The sequence below is a fragment of the Paracoccus indicus genome (genome assembly GCF_003056335.1).
Classification (GTDB): Bacteria; Pseudomonadota; Alphaproteobacteria; order Rhodobacterales; family Rhodobacteraceae; genus Paracoccus; species Paracoccus indicus.
The window spans coordinates 215,731-231,374 of sequence record NZ_PYWA01000005.1 but is presented as its reverse complement, the minus strand read 5'-3'; the positions used below and the strand labels follow the sequence as shown (position 1 = coordinate 231,374).

Genomic DNA, 15,644 nt, shown 5'->3' with positions numbered 1-15,644 from the left:
GCATTCAATAAGCGTTCCGGACCCTAGCAGGAGAAGATGACATGACCACCTTGCGCGAAGCCGCAATGCAATCGAAGGCCTGGCCGTTCGAAGAGGCGCGCCGGGTGCTCAAACGCTATGAGAAGGCGCCCCCGGAAAAGGGCTATGTGCTGTTCGAGACGGGCTATGGTCCCTCGGGCTTGCCCCATATCGGCACCTTCGGCGAGGTCGCGCGCACGACGATGATCCGCCGCGCCTTCGAGCTGATCAGCGACATTCCCACGCGCCTCGTCTGCTTTTCTGACGACATGGACGGGATGCGGAAGGTCCCCGAGAATGTCCCCGATCAGGAGAAGCTGCGCGAAAGCCTGCAGATGCCCCTGACATCGGTGCCCGATCCCTTCGGCAAGTTCGACAGCTTCGGCGATCACAACAACGCCATGCTGCGCCGCTTCCTGGACACCTTCGGCTTCGAATACGAATTCATCAGCGCCACCGATTACTACAAGTCCGGCAAGTTCGACGAGACGCTGCTGCGTGCCGCCGAGAAATACGACCAGATCATGGAGGTCATGCTGGCCAGCCTGCGCGAGGAACGCCAGCAGAGCTATAGCTGCTTCCTGCCGATCAGCCCCAAGACGGGGCGTGTCCTCTATGTGCCGATCAAGCATGTCGACGCCAGGGCCGGCACCATCACCTTCGACGACGAGGACGGCGAAGAGCTGACGCTGCCCGTCACCGGCGGACAGGTGAAGCTGCAGTGGAAGCCCGATTTCGGTGCCCGTTGGGCGGCGTTGGACGTCGACTTCGAGATGTACGGCAAGGATCACAGCACCAACACCCCGATCTATGACAAGATCTGCGAGATCCTGGGCGGCCGCAAGCCCGAGCATTTCACCTATGAGCTGTTCCTGGATCAGGACGGGCAGAAGATCAGCAAGTCCAAGGGCAACGGGCTGTCGATCGACGAATGGCTGACCTATGCCTCGACCGAGAGCCTGTCCTACTTCATGTATCTGAAGCCCAAGACGGCCAAGCGGATGTATTTCGACGTCATCCCCAAGGCTGTCGACGAATATCACCAGCAGCTGCGCGCCTATCCGGACCAGACGCCCGAACAGCAGTTGGCGAACCCCGTCTGGCACATTCACGGCGGCGATGTTCCGGCGTCCGACATGGTCGTGCCGTTCCAGATGCTGCTGAACCTGGCATCCGTCGCCGGTCAGACCGGCAAGGAGGGGCTGTGGGGCTTCATCCAGCGCTATGCCCCCGAGGCCACGCCCGAAACCCATCCGGGTCTGGATGCGGCGGCGGGCTTTGCGCTGCGCTACTTCAACGACTTCGTGGCACCCACGCGGACCTTCCGCGACCCGACCGAGGTCGAGCGTCGCGCGATGGAGGATCTGGCCGGTCGTCTTGCCGCATGGGATCAGCCTGCCGACCCCGAGGCCCTGCAATCCATGGTCTTCGCCATCGGCAAGGAACACGGGTTCGAGCCGCTGCGGACATGGTTCTCGGCGCTGTATCAGGTGCTGCTGGGCGCCGATCAGGGGCCGCGCTTCGGTGGTTTCATCGCGCTGTACGGCATCGACGAAACCCGCAAGCTGATCGATGCCGCATTGGCCGGCGAGCTGATCGGGAAAAACTGAGGAACGGGGGGCTTCGGCCCCCTTTTTCACACGCGCCGTTGCGGATACCCCCGTTGCAGCGCACGCCCCGTTCAACCCGCGTTAACACTTCATCAACTATTTCTGTGCCCATCACGCCGGGCCCTTTCCTGTCCGGCCGTCATGCCGACACAAGGGGATAGCGGATGAATATTGCGATCACGAACGGGCTGTTGCTGACGCCTTCGGATTTTCGCGCGGGTCTGAGTGTCTGGTCGCGCACCAATGGCACCTCGGGCAGTCCGACCTGGGATCAGGCGGGTAATGCCTCGGTCGTGCCGGCGGATCAGGACTTCGGCGCGTGTTTCGAGGTGATCAAGCAACAGACCACCACCAGCCTGCGCTTCATGGGTGAAACCCCGATGATCCCCGGCGTCTATCTGCGGGTCTCGGCGCGGGTCAAGGCGGTCGCGGGGGCGCTGGCCAGCGCCCGCATCGCCGGATGGGCCGGTGACGGCCAGCGAAACCACGTCGACGGGCTGGTCGAGGTCGGCCCGACCACTGCCATGCGCAACTATGGCGAGATCATCGAGGTCAGCGCCATCGTCGGCATCGGGTCGCGCAAGGGCGTGGACATGGCATGGGGCACCAAGCCTGTTTTCGGCCATTTCGGGCTGGATCTGGTCGGCGCGAACGGCGGCGTGTTCCGCGTCGAATCGCTGCGGATCGACGATATCACCGCGGCCTTCGTGCCGTCCCTGCTGGACTGGGTGGACGTGCGGGACTTCGGCGCGGTTGGCGACGGGGTAACCAACGACCGCGACGCCTTCATCGCCGCCGACCGGGCCAGCGACGGTGGCTGGGTCGTGGTTCCCGAGGGGAATTTCTTCATCTCGGGCGATCTGTCCATCGACAGCCCGATCCGCTTCAAGGGGCGCATCAGCACGCCCACCTCGACGCGGGTGGCATTCATGAAGAGCTTCGATTTCCCCACCTATGCCGATGCTTTCGGTGACGAGACGCTTGGGATGAAGAAGGCCATCCAGGCGCTGCTGGGCTATACCGATCACCTGTCGCTGGACCTTTGCGGCCGCCGCGTGGATCTGGACGAGCCGCTGATGCTGGACAAGTTCGCCCCCGATCTGGACGGGTTTTCCAACCGCCGCCTGATCCGCAACGGCGGCATCCAGGCCAAGCCCGGCCCGGCCTGGAACACCGGGCGATGGACCAGCGTCGCAACCTACAAGCCCAACAACCCGATGCAGCTGACCAATGTGGCCAATGTCGCCCAGATCGAGGTCGGCAGCCGCGTCGTCGGCAGCGGCGTCGGGCGCGAGGTCTATGTCAATGCGCGCAACATCAGCCAAGGCACGCTGACGCTGTCGCAGCCCCTTTATGGCGGCGCGGCCACCCGCACCTATTCCTTCGAACGCTATCGCTATCTGTTCGATTTTTCGGGCGTGCGCCAGCTGGACCGCCTGAACTTCGTGGACATCGATTTCGGCTGCGAGGGCATCGCCAGCGGCATCATGCTGTCGTCCAAGGGCGAGATGATCCAGGTCAAGGATTGCTATTTCACCCGTCCGCTGGATCGGGCCATCACCTCGATCGGCCGGGGCTGCCAGGATCTGCTGGTCGACAACTGCCAGTTCCTGTCCAACGACATGGACCTACCCGCACAGCAGCGCACCACCGTGGCCATCAACGTCAATGCCAACGACATCAAGATCCGCAACAACCGCTTCGTTCGCTTCGCCCATTTTATGGTCGCGAACGGAGGCGGGCATATCATCTCGGGGAACCACTGGTTCCAGGGGGACGGCTCGGGGCAGGGGCTGCGCTATGCGGGCCTGGTGCTGACCCAGCCCAACGTGCAGACGACGGTCAGCGGCAACTATATCGACAATGCCTCGATCGAATGGACGAACGAACACAGCGCCTTTCCCGTCTTCAACAACAACGAGTTCAGCTTTGGCGGGCTGACACTGACCGGGAACACCTTCCTGTGTTCCAACACCGTGCCCTGGTTCACCTGGATCACCGTCAAACCCTATGGCGGCGGGCATTTTATCCAAGGGCTGAACGTCGTCGGCAACGTTTTCAAGGCGCTTTACGGCAATGTCGACCGGATCGATCGGGTCGATACCTCGATCGCGGATCTGAACTATAACAATATGCGGAACCTGCAGTTTCAGGCCAATACCTTCAACGGCATCGACACCTACGTGGCAAATCCGCTGATGATCCAGGTGTCGCAGAACAACCCGGGCTCCAATTGGACGACGACCAACATCACGGGGCTGCCGTTCCAGGGCTGGGCGAAATCGGTGCAATCGGTCGTCGCGGAATCCGCGCTCCTGACGGGTGACAACACCCGCGTCGATGCCAGTCCCAACGTCCAGTTCGAGGTCGGCAGCGCGCGTCGCCAGATCCGCCTCAGCTGGGCGCAACCGCTGAAGGGGCGCGTCTGCGTCTATGTCAGGATGGATCGTCCGCAATAGCGCGGTTGCCTGCGGGATTGCGGAAAGGGGCGTCGGTCGCGGGACCGGCGCCCTTTTTGGTGAATTTTTTACTATCGCCTGCCTCTTCCTGTGAATTAATTTACAAAAAAATCCAGCAAGAAAAGATAGTTAACTTTTGGGATCGTTTGTGATTAACATCTCTTGAACGCGGCAGGACGCATCAGGGGACGGATGTGCATCCCGCTGCCACATGGCTGAGAGGAGGGGATGTCATGAGCGCTGAAAACATTCAGAAACACGCGATTACGGCAGGCTTGGAAAACGCGCATGTCGGACCCGACGACTATGTGCGTCGCTATGCCGAATCAATCGAGGATCCGGAGGCATTCTGGGGCCATGAAGGCAAGCGGCTGGACTGGATCGAGCCTTACACCAAGGTCAAGAACACCGATTTCACCTTCGGGCAGGTCGACATCAAGTGGTACGAGGATGGCGTCCTGAACGCCTGCGTGAACTGCGTTGACCGCCATCTGCCCAATCGCGCCGATCAGACCGCCATCATCTTCGAGCCGGACGATCCCGAGACCCCCGCCCAGCACATCACCTATGCCCAGCTGTCCGACAGCGTGAACCGCTTTGCCAACGTTCTGCTGAGCCAGGGCGTGATGCGCGGCGACCGGGTCGTCATCTACATGCCGATGATCCCCGAGGCCGCCTATGCCATGCTGGCCTGTGCGCGGATCGGGGCGATCCACTCGATCGTCTTTGCGGGGTTCTCGCCCGATGCGCTGGCGAACCGGATCAACGACTCGGGCGCCAAGGTCGTCATCACCGCCGATACCGCGCCGCGGGGCGGGCGTCGCACGAACCTGAAGGCCAACACCGATGCCGCCCTGCTGCACTGCTCGGACAAGGTTCGTTGCATGGTGGTCAAGCACACCGGCGATCAGACGACCTGGATCGACGGCCGCGACGTCGATGTGAAGGCACAGATGCAGCAGGTCGGTCCCGACTGCCCGCCGCGTCCCATGAGTGCCGAGGATCCGCTGTTCATCCTCTATACCTCGGGGTCGACGGGCAAGCCGAAAGGGGTCGTGCATACGACCGGCGGCTATCTGGTCTATGCCGCGATGACGCATCAATACACCTTCGACTATCACGAGGGCGACGTCTTCTGGTGCACGGCGGATGTGGGCTGGGTGACGGGGCACAGCTATATCGTCTATGGTCCGCTGGCCAACGGCGCCACGACGCTGATGTTCGAAGGCGTGCCGACCTGGCCCGATGCCAGCCGCTTCTGGCAGGTCTGCGAAAAGCACAAGGTGACGCAATTCTATACCGCGCCGACCGCCATTCGTGCGCTGATGGGCAAGGGGCCGGAATATGTCGACGGCCACGACCTGTCGTCGTTGCGCATCCTCGGCACGGTGGGCGAACCCATCAACCCCGAAGCCTGGAACTGGTACAACGACCATGTCGGCAAGGGCCGTTGCCCCATCGTCGACACATGGTGGCAGACCGAAACCGGCGGCCATCTGATCACCCCTCTGCCCGGCGCGACCGAGACCAAGCCCGGTTCGGCCACGGTGCCCTTCTTCGGCATCAAGCCCGAGATCCTCGACGCCTCTAGCGCCGAACGCATCGAGGGCAACCCCGCCGAGGGCGTGCTGTGCATCGCCGACAGCTGGCCCGGCCAGATGCGGACGGTCTGGGGCGATCACCAGCGCTTCATGGAGACCTATTTCCAGCAATATCCCGGCTATTACTTCACGGGCGACGGCTGCCGCCGGGATGAGGATGGCTATTACTGGATTACCGGTCGCGTCGATGATGTCATCAACGTCAGCGGCCACCGCATGGGCACCGCCGAGGTCGAATCCGCCCTTGTCGCCCATGAAAAGGTCGCCGAGGCCGCGGTGGTCGGTTACCCCCATCAGGTCAAGGGCCAGGGCATCTATGCCTATGTCACGCTGATGAACGGGATCGAGCCCTCGGACGAATTGCGCGCCGATCTGGAACGGTGGGTCCGCACCGAAATCGGCCCCATCGCCAAGCCCGACCTGATCCAATGGGCGCCCGGTCTGCCAAAGACGCGGTCGGGCAAGATCATGCGCCGCATCCTGCGCAAGATCGCGGAGAACGACTATGGCGCCCTGGGCGACACCTCGACCTTGGCCGAACCCGAGGTCGTCGACGAATTGATCGAAAACCGCATGAATCGCGGTTGAGATCGGCAGGGGCGGTTCGTCCGCCTCGCAACACTGCCCCGGTCGTCCCGCCAGGCACAGGGCAGCATCAAAAGGCCAAGGCGGATCGACATGTCTGAACAGGGAGGACCTAAGGGACATGAGTGACAGACAATCTTCGAATGCCTATTGGCAGGCCAATCTTCGCATCATCTATGGCTGCCTGATCGTATGGGCGCTGGTGTCCTATGGCGCCGCGATCATCTTTCGCCCGCTGCTCAAATCCATCCCGGTCGGAGGAACGGACCTGGGGTTCTGGTTTGCGCAGCAGGGCTCGATCCTGTTCTTCATCGTGCTGATCTTCTTCTATGCCGCACGCATGAACAAGCTGGACGCCGAATACGGCGTGGACGAGTGAGGATGCGGAGATGAGCCAGTTTACACTCAACCTGCTGGTCATCGGCGCGTCCTTCGCGCTGTATATCGGCATCGCCATCTGGGCCCGCGCAGGGTCCACGGCGGAATTCTACGCCGCGAACCGCGGTGTCAGCCCGGTCATGAACGGCATGGCGACCGCTGCCGACTGGATGTCGGCCGCGTCCTTCATCTCGATGGCGGGCCTGATCGCCTTCACGGGCTATGACAACTCGACCTACCTGATGGGCTGGACGGGTGGCTATGTGCTGCTGGCGCTGCTGCTGGCACCCTACCTGCGGAAATTCGGCAAGTTCACCGTGCCGGAATTCATCGGCGACCGCTTCTATTCGCCGACCGCGCGCATCATCGGCGTGATCTGCCTGCTGATCGTGTCGATCACCTATGTGATCGGTCAGATGACCGGCGTGGGCGTCACCTTTTCGCGCTATCTCGAGGTGTCGAACTCGACCGGTCTGTGGATCGGCGCGGCGCTGGTCTTCTGCTACGCCGTTCTTGGCGGCATGAAGGGCATCACCTACACGCAGGTGGCGCAATATGTCGTGCTGATCATCGCTTATACCATTCCGGCGATCTTCATCTCGCTGCAGCTGACCGGCAACTTCCTGCCGCAGCTGGGCCTGTTCGGCACGCATGAGGCTTCGGGCATGGCTTTCCTGGCCAAGCTGGACATGCTGGTGACCGATCTTGGCTTCCGCCAGTACACGGCGCACCACAACTCGACCTTGGACATGGTGCTGTTCACCATGGCGCTGATGATCGGCACGGCGGGCCTGCCGCATGTCATCATCCGCTTCTTCACCGTGCCCAAGGTGTCGGATGCGCGCAAATCGGCGGGCTGGGCGCTGGTCTTCATCGCGCTGCTCTATACCGTCGCTCCGGCGGTGGGGTCGATGGCGCGCTTCAACCTGACCGCCACCATGTGGCCGGGTGCGCGCACGGGCGACACCTACAGCCAGCCTGCCGTGTCGCTGGACAGCATCGAAAACGATGCCGACAAGGCATGGATGCGCAACTGGCAGGTCACCGGTCTTCTGAACTGGGAAGACAAGAACGGCGACGGCCTGATCCAGTACTACAATGACGCAGGCGCAGGCAACGAACCGCTGGCGGCCACCATTGCCGACCAGAACCTGCAGGGCAACGAGCTGGTCACCGTGAACAACGACATCATGGTGCTGGCCAACCCCGAAATCGCCAACCTTCCCGGTTGGGTGATCGCGGTCGTCGCCGCGGGCGGTCTGGCCGCCGCGCTGTCCACCGCTGCGGGCCTTCTGCTGGCGATCTCGGGCGCTGTCAGCCACGACCTGATCAAGGGCACCCTGCGCCCGAACATCAGCGAGAAGGGCGAACTGATGGCCGCGCGCGTGTCGATGGCCATCTCGATCCTGGTGGCGACGATCCTGGGCCTGAACCCGCCGGGCTTTGCGGCGCAGACCGTGGCGCTGGCCTTCGGGCTTGCGGCAAGCTCGATCTTCCCGGTGCTGATGATGGGCATCTTCTCGAAGCGCATCACCAAGGAAGGCGCGATCGCGGGGATGCTGGCGGGGATCGTCTCGACCCTGGTCTACATCTTCACCTACAAGGGCTGGCTGTTCATCGGCGGGACCAACCTGCTGGAGGATACCGCCGCGAACTGGTTGTTCGGCATCTCGCCCGCATCCTTCGGGACGGTCGGCGCAGTGATCAACTTCGTGGTCGCCTATCTGGTGTCGCAAGCCACCGAGAAGCCCCCGGTCCACGTGCAGGAGCTGGTGGAATCGATCCGCGTGCCGCGCGGTTCGGGCAGCGCCATCTCTCACTGACGACAAGGCCGCGCCCCTGTTTGGGGGCGCGCCACCCCCACCGCAGAAGGTCCAAGGGTGATGACACAAGACATCGTCGATTTCATCGCCACCGTTCACCCCTACGACAGCCTGGGACGGGACGAGCTGACGCGTGTCGCCAGCTTCTTCAGCCTCAGGACCTATGATGCTGGTGCCCAGATCTATCGCATCGGGGAACGTCTGCCGGGCCTCTACCTGATCCGCGAGGGGTCGGTCACTGTCACCGATCGGAACGGCGACAACGTCTCGCGATTGGGACCGCGCAATTCCTTTGGTGAACGCGGGCTGCTGCGCGACGGGGTGGCGGTCACCTCGGCCCATGCGGTGGATGCCGCGCAGGTGCTGATGCTGCCGGCCGAGCCGCTGCGGGCGCTAATCGCCCGCCATCGCGTCTTTGCCCGCTTCTTTGACCGATCGGGCAACCGCGGCACGGATGTCGCGACCTTGCGGGTGGCGGATCTGCTGTCCGCGAACCCGATCAGCTGCCCCCCCGACACCCCCATCATCGAGGCCGCCCGCATGATGCGCGACGCCCGCATCAGCAGCATCGGCATCACGGAGGGCGGACGCCTGATCGGCCTTGTCACCATTCGCGACATGTCCAACCGTGTCGTGGCCGAGGGGCGCGACATGCGCCAGCCGGTGTCGCAGATCATGACGCCCGATCCCGTGACGCTGGCGCCCACCGCGCTTGGGCATGACGTGCTGAACACCATGGTCGAACGCCGCGTCGGCCATCTGCCGGTGGTGCGGGACGGGCAGTTCGTCGGCATGATCAGCCAGACCGACCTGACGCGGGCGCAGTCGATCTCGGCCCCCGGCCTGATCCGAGAGATCACGCTGGCCGATGATGCCAGCCAGATGGCCAAGGTCACGGCGCGCATCCCGCAGATGCTGGTTCAGATGGTGCAGGCCAGCCAGCGGCACGAGGTGATCACCCGCATGATCACCGATATCGCCGATGCTGTGACGCGCCGCCTGCTGGATCTGGCACAGGCTCGGCTTGGCCCGCCGCCCGCGCCGTTCCTCTGGGCGGCCTGCGGGTCACAGGGACGGCAGGAACAGACCGGCGTCAGCGATCAGGACAACTGCCTGATCCTGGCCGAGGGTGCCGATCCCGCCCACCCCTGGTTCCACGATCTGGCGCATATGGTCTGCGACGGGCTGAACACCTGCGGCTATGTCGATTGCCCGGGCGAGATGATGGCCACGAACCCGCGCTGGCGTCAGCCGCTGCAGGTCTGGCAGGGCTATTTCCGCGACTGGATCACCCATCCCTCGCCCGAGGCGCAGATGCTGGCCTCGGTCATGTTCGACCTGCGTGCCATCGGCGGTGATGCGGGCCTGCTGGAGGGGTTGCAGTCCGCAACCTTGGCGCAGGCCGCGCAGAATTCGATCTTCGTGGCGCATATGATCGCCAATTCGCTGAAGCACCGCCCACCCCTGGGCATGATCGGGCGTTTCGCGACCATCCGGTCGGGCGAACATCGCGACCATATCGACATGAAGCACAATGGCGTGGTGCCCGTCACCGATCTGGCACGCGTCTATGCGCTGCAGGGCCGCCTTCAGGCGGTGAACACCCGCGCCCGGCTGGAGGATGCCGAGGCGCGCGGCGTCATCTCGGGCAGCGGCGGGCGCGACCTGATCGCTGCCTACGACATGATCCAGACGACGCGGCTGGAAAACCAGGCGCAGCTGATCAGGGCCGGTCGCAAGCCGGACAACTACCTCTCGCCCTCGGATCTGCCGGATCTGGAACGCAGCCACCTGCGCGACGCCTTCGTCGTGGTCCGATGGATGCAATCGGCGGTGGGACATGGAAAGGGAATGCTGGGATGAACGGGATCGGAACTGACCTGCTGGGCGTGATCGCCGTGGGGATCGGGGCTGCGGCGGTGCTTTACGCGGGCATGCATGCGGTCCGGCGGATCGGCCTGTCGCCCGCGCCATGGCTGCTGCCGGCGGGGATCGGGCTGTCGATGGTCGTCTATTCGGTCTGGAACGATTATGGATGGTACGGGCGGGCGGTGAACCAGCTGCCGCAGGATGCGCAGGTCCTGCTGGTCGGGCGCGACAAGCAGCCTTGGGCGCCCTGGACCTATCTTGCGCCCGTCGCCACGCGTTTCGCGGCGCTTGATCCGGCCTCGGTCAGCGAGGGCGGTGACGGCACGAGGCGCGCGCAGATCATGCTGGTCGAGCGGCGCGGCCAGACGGTGATCGTCCCGCAGGATTTCGACTGCCAGGGCGGGCGCATCCGTCCCGCGCGCGGCGATTGGACGGCGGCGCAATCCGACGATCCGGCCTATGCGGCGGTCTGCGATGGCTGACGTTCTGGTCATCGAGGACGAAGACAACATCGCCGTCGCGCTGGATTTCCTGCTGACGCGCGACGGGCACCGCCACACGCGGCTGGCCACGGGCGGCGGTGCGCTGGAGCATATCCGCGCCCATCGCCCCGATCTGGTGCTGCTGGACGTGATGTTGCCCGACATCTCGGGCTATCAGATCGTGCAGGAGATCCGCGCCGATCCCACCCTGAACGGCATCCGCGTCCTGATGATGACCGCACGCGGATCGGTGGTCGAGCGGCGCAAGGGCTTGGCGCTTGGCGCGGATGGCTTCATCGCCAAACCCTTCGAGCTGGCCGAACTGCGCGACGAGATGCGCCGCCTGCTGCAGACATGAAGCGCGATCTGTCCCTGCGATTGCGCGTCCTTGCGCTGTTCGGGGGGCTGGCGGTCTGCCTGCTGCTGGTCGCGGGGCTGGCGCTGGCGGTCGTGGCGCGGGGCGCGTCATCGGATGCCCTGATACAGGCGGCAATGATCGTCGGGTTCGGAGTGGTGGGGGCAGTGACGGCGCTGTGGTGGCTGTTCGATCAGCATCTGGCCCGCCCGCTGGAGCGGCTGGCGGGCGCACTGCGGACCGGGCAGGCGCCGGACGAAACGGCCCGCTTTCTTGGCGACCTCGGCCCCGCAGCCCGTGACGCGGCCCGTGCCCGCGCCGATGCCGACCGTGCCTTGCAGCAGGCCATCGACGACCATGCCGCCGAGCAGCAGTCCGAGAAATCCAGCCTCGAGGCGATCCTGGCGGATTTCGGCGCGGGCGCGGTGATGACCGATGGTGCGGGGCGGGTGGTCTTCTACAACGCCAGCGCGGCGGGGTTTCTGCCGGGGTTGGCGCTGGACCGATCCCTTGCGGGGCACTTGCAGAAAGGCGCGCTGGATGCCGCGCAGATGCGCCTGCGGGCGGGGGTGCCCGCCACGGATCTGACCTGCCTGACCACCCAGGGTCTGCGCCTGTCCTGCCGCCTGCGCCAGATGCCCGAGGGGCAGCTGCTGATCCTGCGCGACCGCCACGTCGACCGCCCTGCGCCCCGCGACACGCTTGAGGCCTTACGCCGCCATGCCTCGGCGCTGGTGCCGATGCTGGACGCCTTGGACGGTCCCATCCCGCCCGCACTGGCCCAAGCCATCCGTGCCGAGGGGCAGGGGCTGGCCCGCACCACCCGCACCCTCTCGCAGATCATGGCCAGCGATGCGCCACCCTCGACCGCGACCCTGGCCGAGATTGCGGCCGGACTGCCCGCCACCGAACTGCCGCATGCCGTCTTCCAAGCCGATGCGGCGCAGATGAATGCGCTGCTGCACATGCTGCACCGGCAACTGAAGGCCGAAGACCGCGACGCCTCGATCGACCTGCAGCCCGATGACGAGGGCCAGGCGCGCGTCACGCTGGCGTGGCATGGCAGGCCGTTGCCGATGGACAGGTTGGAGGCCTGGTTGACGGCCAGCCCCGATGCCGCCCACCCCGAGATGACGGCGGATCAGATCCTGGCCCGCCATGGCACCGGCATCTGGGCCGAAGCGCAGGACGATCACGCCCGCCTGGTCATGCCGCTAAGCTTGGCGCGGCAGGCCACGCCCGACAGCGGCGTCACCTATGATTTTGCACTGGCCACGCGGGGGGTGGCATCTGGGCGGCTGGCCGATCTGACCTGCGTGGTCTTCGATACCGAAACCACGGGGCTGACCGACCGCGATGCCATCGTCCAGATCGCCGGTCTGCGTCTGGCCCGGGGCCGCCTGACCGGCGAGAGGTTCGAGACCCTGGTCAATCCGGGCAGGCCCATTCCCCCATCCTCGACCGTAATCCATGGTATCGATGATGTCATGGTTCGCAATGCGCCCGACCTGACGGCGGCGCTGACGGCGTTCCGGCATTTCTGCGGTGACGACGTGCTGGTGGCGCATAATGCGCCCTTCGACATGGGGTTCCTGCGTCGCGCCGCAAGTCAGACGGGCGCGCATTTCGACAACCGCGTGCTGGACACCGTGCTGCTGTCGGCAATGGTCTGGGGCCAGTCCGAGGATCACAGCCTCGATGCGCTGACCGACCGCCTTGACATCACCATCCCTCCGCAGGACCGTCATACCGCCATGGGCGATACGGCCGCGACGGCGCAGGCTTTCCTGAAACTGGTGCAGGCGCTTAAGGCCAAGGGCATCGACACCTTTCAGGACGTTCAGCAGCAGGCGCCTCGTCACCGCCGCCTGATCGCGGATGCGAACCTGACCTAAAGCTCGATCTGCGGGGCGTCGGGATCGATGGGGAATTGCGGTTTCGGGGGATCGGTCAGCCCGTCGAAACTGTCACCCAAGGGCGGCGGCGGCGGGGCATCGTCGCGGCGGCGGATCACGATGTCACCGTTCTCCAGCCGCGTCGGTGGGTGATAGTTTCGCAGGTCGTCGACCAGCACTGCCAGATCCTGCAGGACGGGCGCCATTCGGTCCAAGGCCGCGGACAGATCGCCCATCTGCGGGGCTGCATCATCCATGAAGTTGCGCAGCATCATGTCGAAGCCGCGCCGGAACAGGCTGCCTGCGTCCTCATCCTGCGCGGATGCGGGGGCGGCGGCCATGATGGCGGCAAGGGCCAGGGCGGGAAGGCGTGTCATGGGGAAAAGATGGGGGGCTTGCACCTTCGGGGCAACCCCCATGATCACGCGGCGCCCGCTTGGGGGCCGCTGTCATGCATGGCGCGGAACTTGTCCCAAGCTTCGTTCAGGCGGCGGGTGCGGGCCTCGGCCAGGCGGATCGCCTCGGGGGGCAGGCCGCGGCCGATGGCGTGATCGGGATGGGATTCGCGGATCAGCTGGCGCCATTTCTTGCGCGCCTCGGCCAAGGGCGTGTCCGGGCTGACGCCAAGCAGATCGCAGGGCGGGCAGCTGGACTTGGGGTCGTGGCGACGCCGGATCTCGGCCATATGGGCGGGCGTCAGACCGAAGATGCGGGCGACCTCGTCCAGAAAGATCACCTCGGCCTCATGCAGGTCGCCATCGGCCAGGGCGATGATCAGCAGCCCCTCCATCACGTCGAAAAGCACCGGATCGCCGGGCCGGAACATCGAGGCGATGCGCCGCGCCCAGGCATCGAAACCGGCCACGTCCTGGCGCGCCAGATCAAAGACGCGGGCGGCGTTCTTTTCCTCGGACCGGGGGATGACGAAGACGCGGCGGAAGGCTGCAACCTCGGACCGGTCGACGCGACCGTCGACCTTGGCCAGCTTGGCGCCAAGCGCGATCACCGCGATGGTGAAGGCGACCGAGCGTTCAGGCGGAACAGCGGCGCGCGTGCTGCCCAGGAAGGCGGCCATGCGGTCGCCGATCCGCTGCCAGAAGCTGCGGGGCTTGGGCAGTTCGGGGCAGGGGCCGTGGCAGGCCTCGGGTGTTGCGCAACATTCCATGGGTCAAGTTTAACGGCTTATCGGGTGGCGCGATAGGGGCGCAATGTCACGCGTTCGTGGCCTCGGGCGCGCCAAGGTCGAAGGACATCAGGACCAGGTCGTGAAACTGGCCGAACTTGAACCCGGCGTTCGGTATGCGCCCGTTTTCGACATAGCCCATGCGCCGGTGAAACTCGATCGATCCCTGGTTCGAGCCGGTGATCCCCGCCACCATGATACGATGCCCACTGGCGCGGGCGTGATCGTGGACGGCCGCCATCATCCGCCGACCCAGCCCCGAACCGTGCATGTCCGCAGCGATCGAGACGCTGTGCTCCATGCTGCGGGCATAGCCTGCGCCGCCGCGAAACTGGGCATAGGTGGCAAAGCCCGCGATGCGCCTGCCGTCATCGGCTACCAGAAATGCGTGACCGGCGGCCTGCCGGTCGCGGATCATCTGGCCGATCTCGGGCAGGCTGCGTTCGATGGGCCAAAAGGTGATGACCGTGTCGCGGATGATCGGGTTCCAGATCGCGGCGATCCCCGGCGCATCGTCCGGGGTCGCATCACGCAGGACCACGGTCATCCCCGGTGGCAGCCTTCTGCCAGGCTGCGGATGAAATCGAGGATTTCGGGGACGGGGCGGCCTTCGCCGATCTGCTTGACGATGGCGCTGCCCACGACGCAGCCATCCGCGACGCTGGCGATCTCTTGCGCGGCCTCGGGGGTCGAGATGCCGAAGCCGACGACAACCGGCAGCCCGGCAGCCTCGCGGATGCGGGCGACCTCGGGGGCGACCTCGGCGGCATTGGCGGCGGCGCCGCCGGTGATCCCCGTGACGCTGACGTAATAGACGAAGCCCGAGGTGTTCGCGACCACTGCGGGCAGGCGCTTGTCGTCGGTGGTGGGCGTCGCCAGCCGGATGAAGTTCAGCCCCGCATCGGATGCGGGCAGGCACAGTTCGTCATCCTCTTCGGGGGGAAGGTCCACGATGATCAGCCCGTCGACGCCCGCCTCGGTCGCGTCCTTCAGGAACTGCGCCACGCCGCCGGTCCGCGCATAGATCGGATTGTAATAGCCCATCAGAACGACCGGCGTCGTCGTATCCACCTCGCGGAAGCGGCGCAGGATGTTCAGGGTGCGCGTGACGCTGCCACCCTGGGCCAGGGCACGCTGGCCCGCCGCCTGGATCGTGCCGCCATCGGCCATCGGATCGGTGAAGGGCATGCCCAGTTCGATGATGTCGACGCCTGCGGCGGGCATGCCGCGCATGATCTCCAGCGCGGTTTCGTCATCGGGGTCCGATGCCATCATGTAGGCCACGAAAGCCTTCTTGCCCTCGGCCTTCAGCGCCGCAAACCTGTCGTCGATTCTGGTCATGTCTGTCCCCGCACGTCTTTCCATCAGACCTAGCCGCCTTGACGC

Annotated in this window: 13 protein-coding genes; 9 read left to right on the top strand and 4 right to left on the bottom strand. The window is 65.0% G+C overall.

Translation table 11 applies throughout. The features are described from left to right. The first annotated feature begins 41 nt into the window (after positions 1–41). From DDE75_RS10290 to DDE75_RS10250, 9 genes are all read left to right on the top strand, one after another. Complete coding sequence (locus DDE75_RS10290; protein ID WP_108502284.1) at positions 42–1,628, top strand: lysine--tRNA ligase; 1,587 nt, start codon at positions 42–44, stop codon at positions 1,626–1,628. 164 nt (positions 1,629–1,792) lie between these two features. Continuing rightward, entirely contained in the window at positions 1,793–4,087 is a 2,295-nt protein-coding gene (locus DDE75_RS10285; RefSeq protein ID WP_108502283.1) for a glycosyl hydrolase family 28-related protein, read from the top strand. Between the two features lie 233 nt (positions 4,088–4,320). Further along, on the top strand, positions 4,321–6,276 hold the full coding sequence (gene acs / locus DDE75_RS10280; protein WP_108502282.1) for an acetate--CoA ligase: 1,956 nt from the start codon (positions 4,321–4,323) through the stop codon (positions 6,274–6,276). 118 nt (positions 6,277–6,394) lie between these two features. Continuing rightward, positions 6,395–6,652 (top strand): DUF4212 domain-containing protein, encoded by a 258-nt coding sequence (locus tag DDE75_RS10275; protein WP_108502281.1) that lies wholly within the window; start codon positions 6,395–6,397, stop codon positions 6,650–6,652. Positions 6,653–6,662: 10 nt separating this feature from the next. Then, complete coding sequence (locus tag DDE75_RS10270) at positions 6,663–8,474, top strand: sodium:solute symporter family protein (protein ID WP_108502280.1); 1,812 nt, start codon at positions 6,663–6,665, stop codon at positions 8,472–8,474. 60 nt (positions 8,475–8,534) lie between these two features. Next, entirely contained in the window at positions 8,535–10,337 is a 1,803-nt protein-coding gene (locus DDE75_RS10265; RefSeq protein ID WP_108502400.1) for a DUF294 nucleotidyltransferase-like domain-containing protein, read from the top strand. Next, positions 10,334–10,825 (top strand): hypothetical protein, encoded by a 492-nt coding sequence (locus DDE75_RS10260; RefSeq protein ID WP_108502279.1) that lies wholly within the window; start codon positions 10,334–10,336, stop codon positions 10,823–10,825. Before DDE75_RS10265 ends, DDE75_RS10260 begins: the two co-directional genes overlap by 4 nt. After that, entirely contained in the window at positions 10,818–11,183 is a 366-nt protein-coding gene (locus DDE75_RS10255; RefSeq protein ID WP_108502278.1) for a response regulator transcription factor, read from the top strand. The genes DDE75_RS10260 and DDE75_RS10255 overlap by 8 nt, the downstream gene beginning before the upstream one ends. After that, a complete protein-coding gene (locus DDE75_RS10250; RefSeq protein ID WP_108502277.1) occupies positions 11,180–13,075 on the top strand; it encodes a 3'-5' exonuclease in 1,896 nt (631 codons plus the stop codon). The genes DDE75_RS10255 and DDE75_RS10250 overlap by 4 nt, the downstream gene beginning before the upstream one ends. On the opposite strand, the gene DDE75_RS10245 is transcribed toward DDE75_RS10250, so the two are convergent. Genes DDE75_RS10245 through trpA form a run of 4 tightly spaced genes read right to left on the bottom strand, consistent with a single transcriptional unit; the run spans position 13,072 to position 15,599 of the window. Beyond that, on the bottom strand, positions 13,072–13,452 hold the full coding sequence (locus DDE75_RS10245; RefSeq protein WP_162798976.1) for an AAA+ family ATPase: 381 nt from the start codon (positions 13,450–13,452) through the stop codon (positions 13,072–13,074). The two genes, DDE75_RS10250 and DDE75_RS10245, sit on opposite strands and share 4 nt — an antisense overlap. 44 nt (positions 13,453–13,496) lie before the next feature. Continuing rightward, the gene (locus tag DDE75_RS10240) at positions 13,497–14,240 is read right to left on the bottom strand and encodes a molecular chaperone DjiA (protein ID WP_108502275.1); all 744 of its coding nucleotides are present in this window, start codon (positions 14,238–14,240) and stop codon (positions 13,497–13,499) included. Between the two features lie 46 nt (positions 14,241–14,286). After that, positions 14,287–14,805, bottom strand: coding sequence for a GNAT family N-acetyltransferase (locus DDE75_RS10235; RefSeq protein WP_108502274.1), 519 nt, complete (start codon positions 14,803–14,805; stop codon positions 14,287–14,289). Beyond that, positions 14,802–15,599 (bottom strand): tryptophan synthase subunit alpha, encoded by a 798-nt coding sequence (trpA, locus tag DDE75_RS10230; protein ID WP_108502273.1) that lies wholly within the window; start codon positions 15,597–15,599, stop codon positions 14,802–14,804. The genes DDE75_RS10235 and trpA overlap by 4 nt, the downstream gene beginning before the upstream one ends. Positions 15,600–15,644 lie beyond the last annotated feature (45 nt).

Bases quoted from the DNA above. Each gene is read 5' to 3' on its own strand.
- DDE75_RS10235 (WP_108502274.1), bottom strand. From the start codon at position 14,805: ATGACCGTGGTCCTGCGTGATGCGACCCCGGACGATGCGCCGGGGATC.
- DDE75_RS10270 (WP_108502280.1), top strand. From the start codon at position 6,663: ATGAGCCAGTTTACACTCAACCTGCTGGTCATCGGCGCGTCCTTCGCG.
- DDE75_RS10265 (WP_108502400.1), top strand. From the start codon at position 8,535: ATGACACAAGACATCGTCGATTTCATCGCCACCGTTCACCCCTACGAC.
- DDE75_RS10250 (WP_108502277.1), top strand. From the start codon at position 11,180: ATGAAGCGCGATCTGTCCCTGCGATTGCGCGTCCTTGCGCTGTTCGGG.
- DDE75_RS10285 (WP_108502283.1), top strand. From the start codon at position 1,793: ATGAATATTGCGATCACGAACGGGCTGTTGCTGACGCCTTCGGATTTT.
- DDE75_RS10240 (WP_108502275.1), bottom strand. From the start codon at position 14,240: ATGGAATGTTGCGCAACACCCGAGGCCTGCCACGGCCCCTGCCCCGAA.
- DDE75_RS10245 (WP_162798976.1), bottom strand. From the start codon at position 13,452: ATGACACGCCTTCCCGCCCTGGCCCTTGCCGCCATCATGGCCGCCGCC.
- DDE75_RS10290 (WP_108502284.1), top strand. From the start codon at position 42: ATGACCACCTTGCGCGAAGCCGCAATGCAATCGAAGGCCTGGCCGTTC.
- trpA (WP_108502273.1), bottom strand. From the start codon at position 15,599: ATGACCAGAATCGACGACAGGTTTGCGGCGCTGAAGGCCGAGGGCAAG.
- DDE75_RS10275 (WP_108502281.1), top strand. From the start codon at position 6,395: ATGAGTGACAGACAATCTTCGAATGCCTATTGGCAGGCCAATCTTCGC.
- DDE75_RS10255 (WP_108502278.1), top strand. From the start codon at position 10,818: ATGGCTGACGTTCTGGTCATCGAGGACGAAGACAACATCGCCGTCGCG.
- DDE75_RS10260 (WP_108502279.1), top strand. From the start codon at position 10,334: ATGAACGGGATCGGAACTGACCTGCTGGGCGTGATCGCCGTGGGGATC.
- acs (WP_108502282.1), top strand. From the start codon at position 4,321: ATGAGCGCTGAAAACATTCAGAAACACGCGATTACGGCAGGCTTGGAA.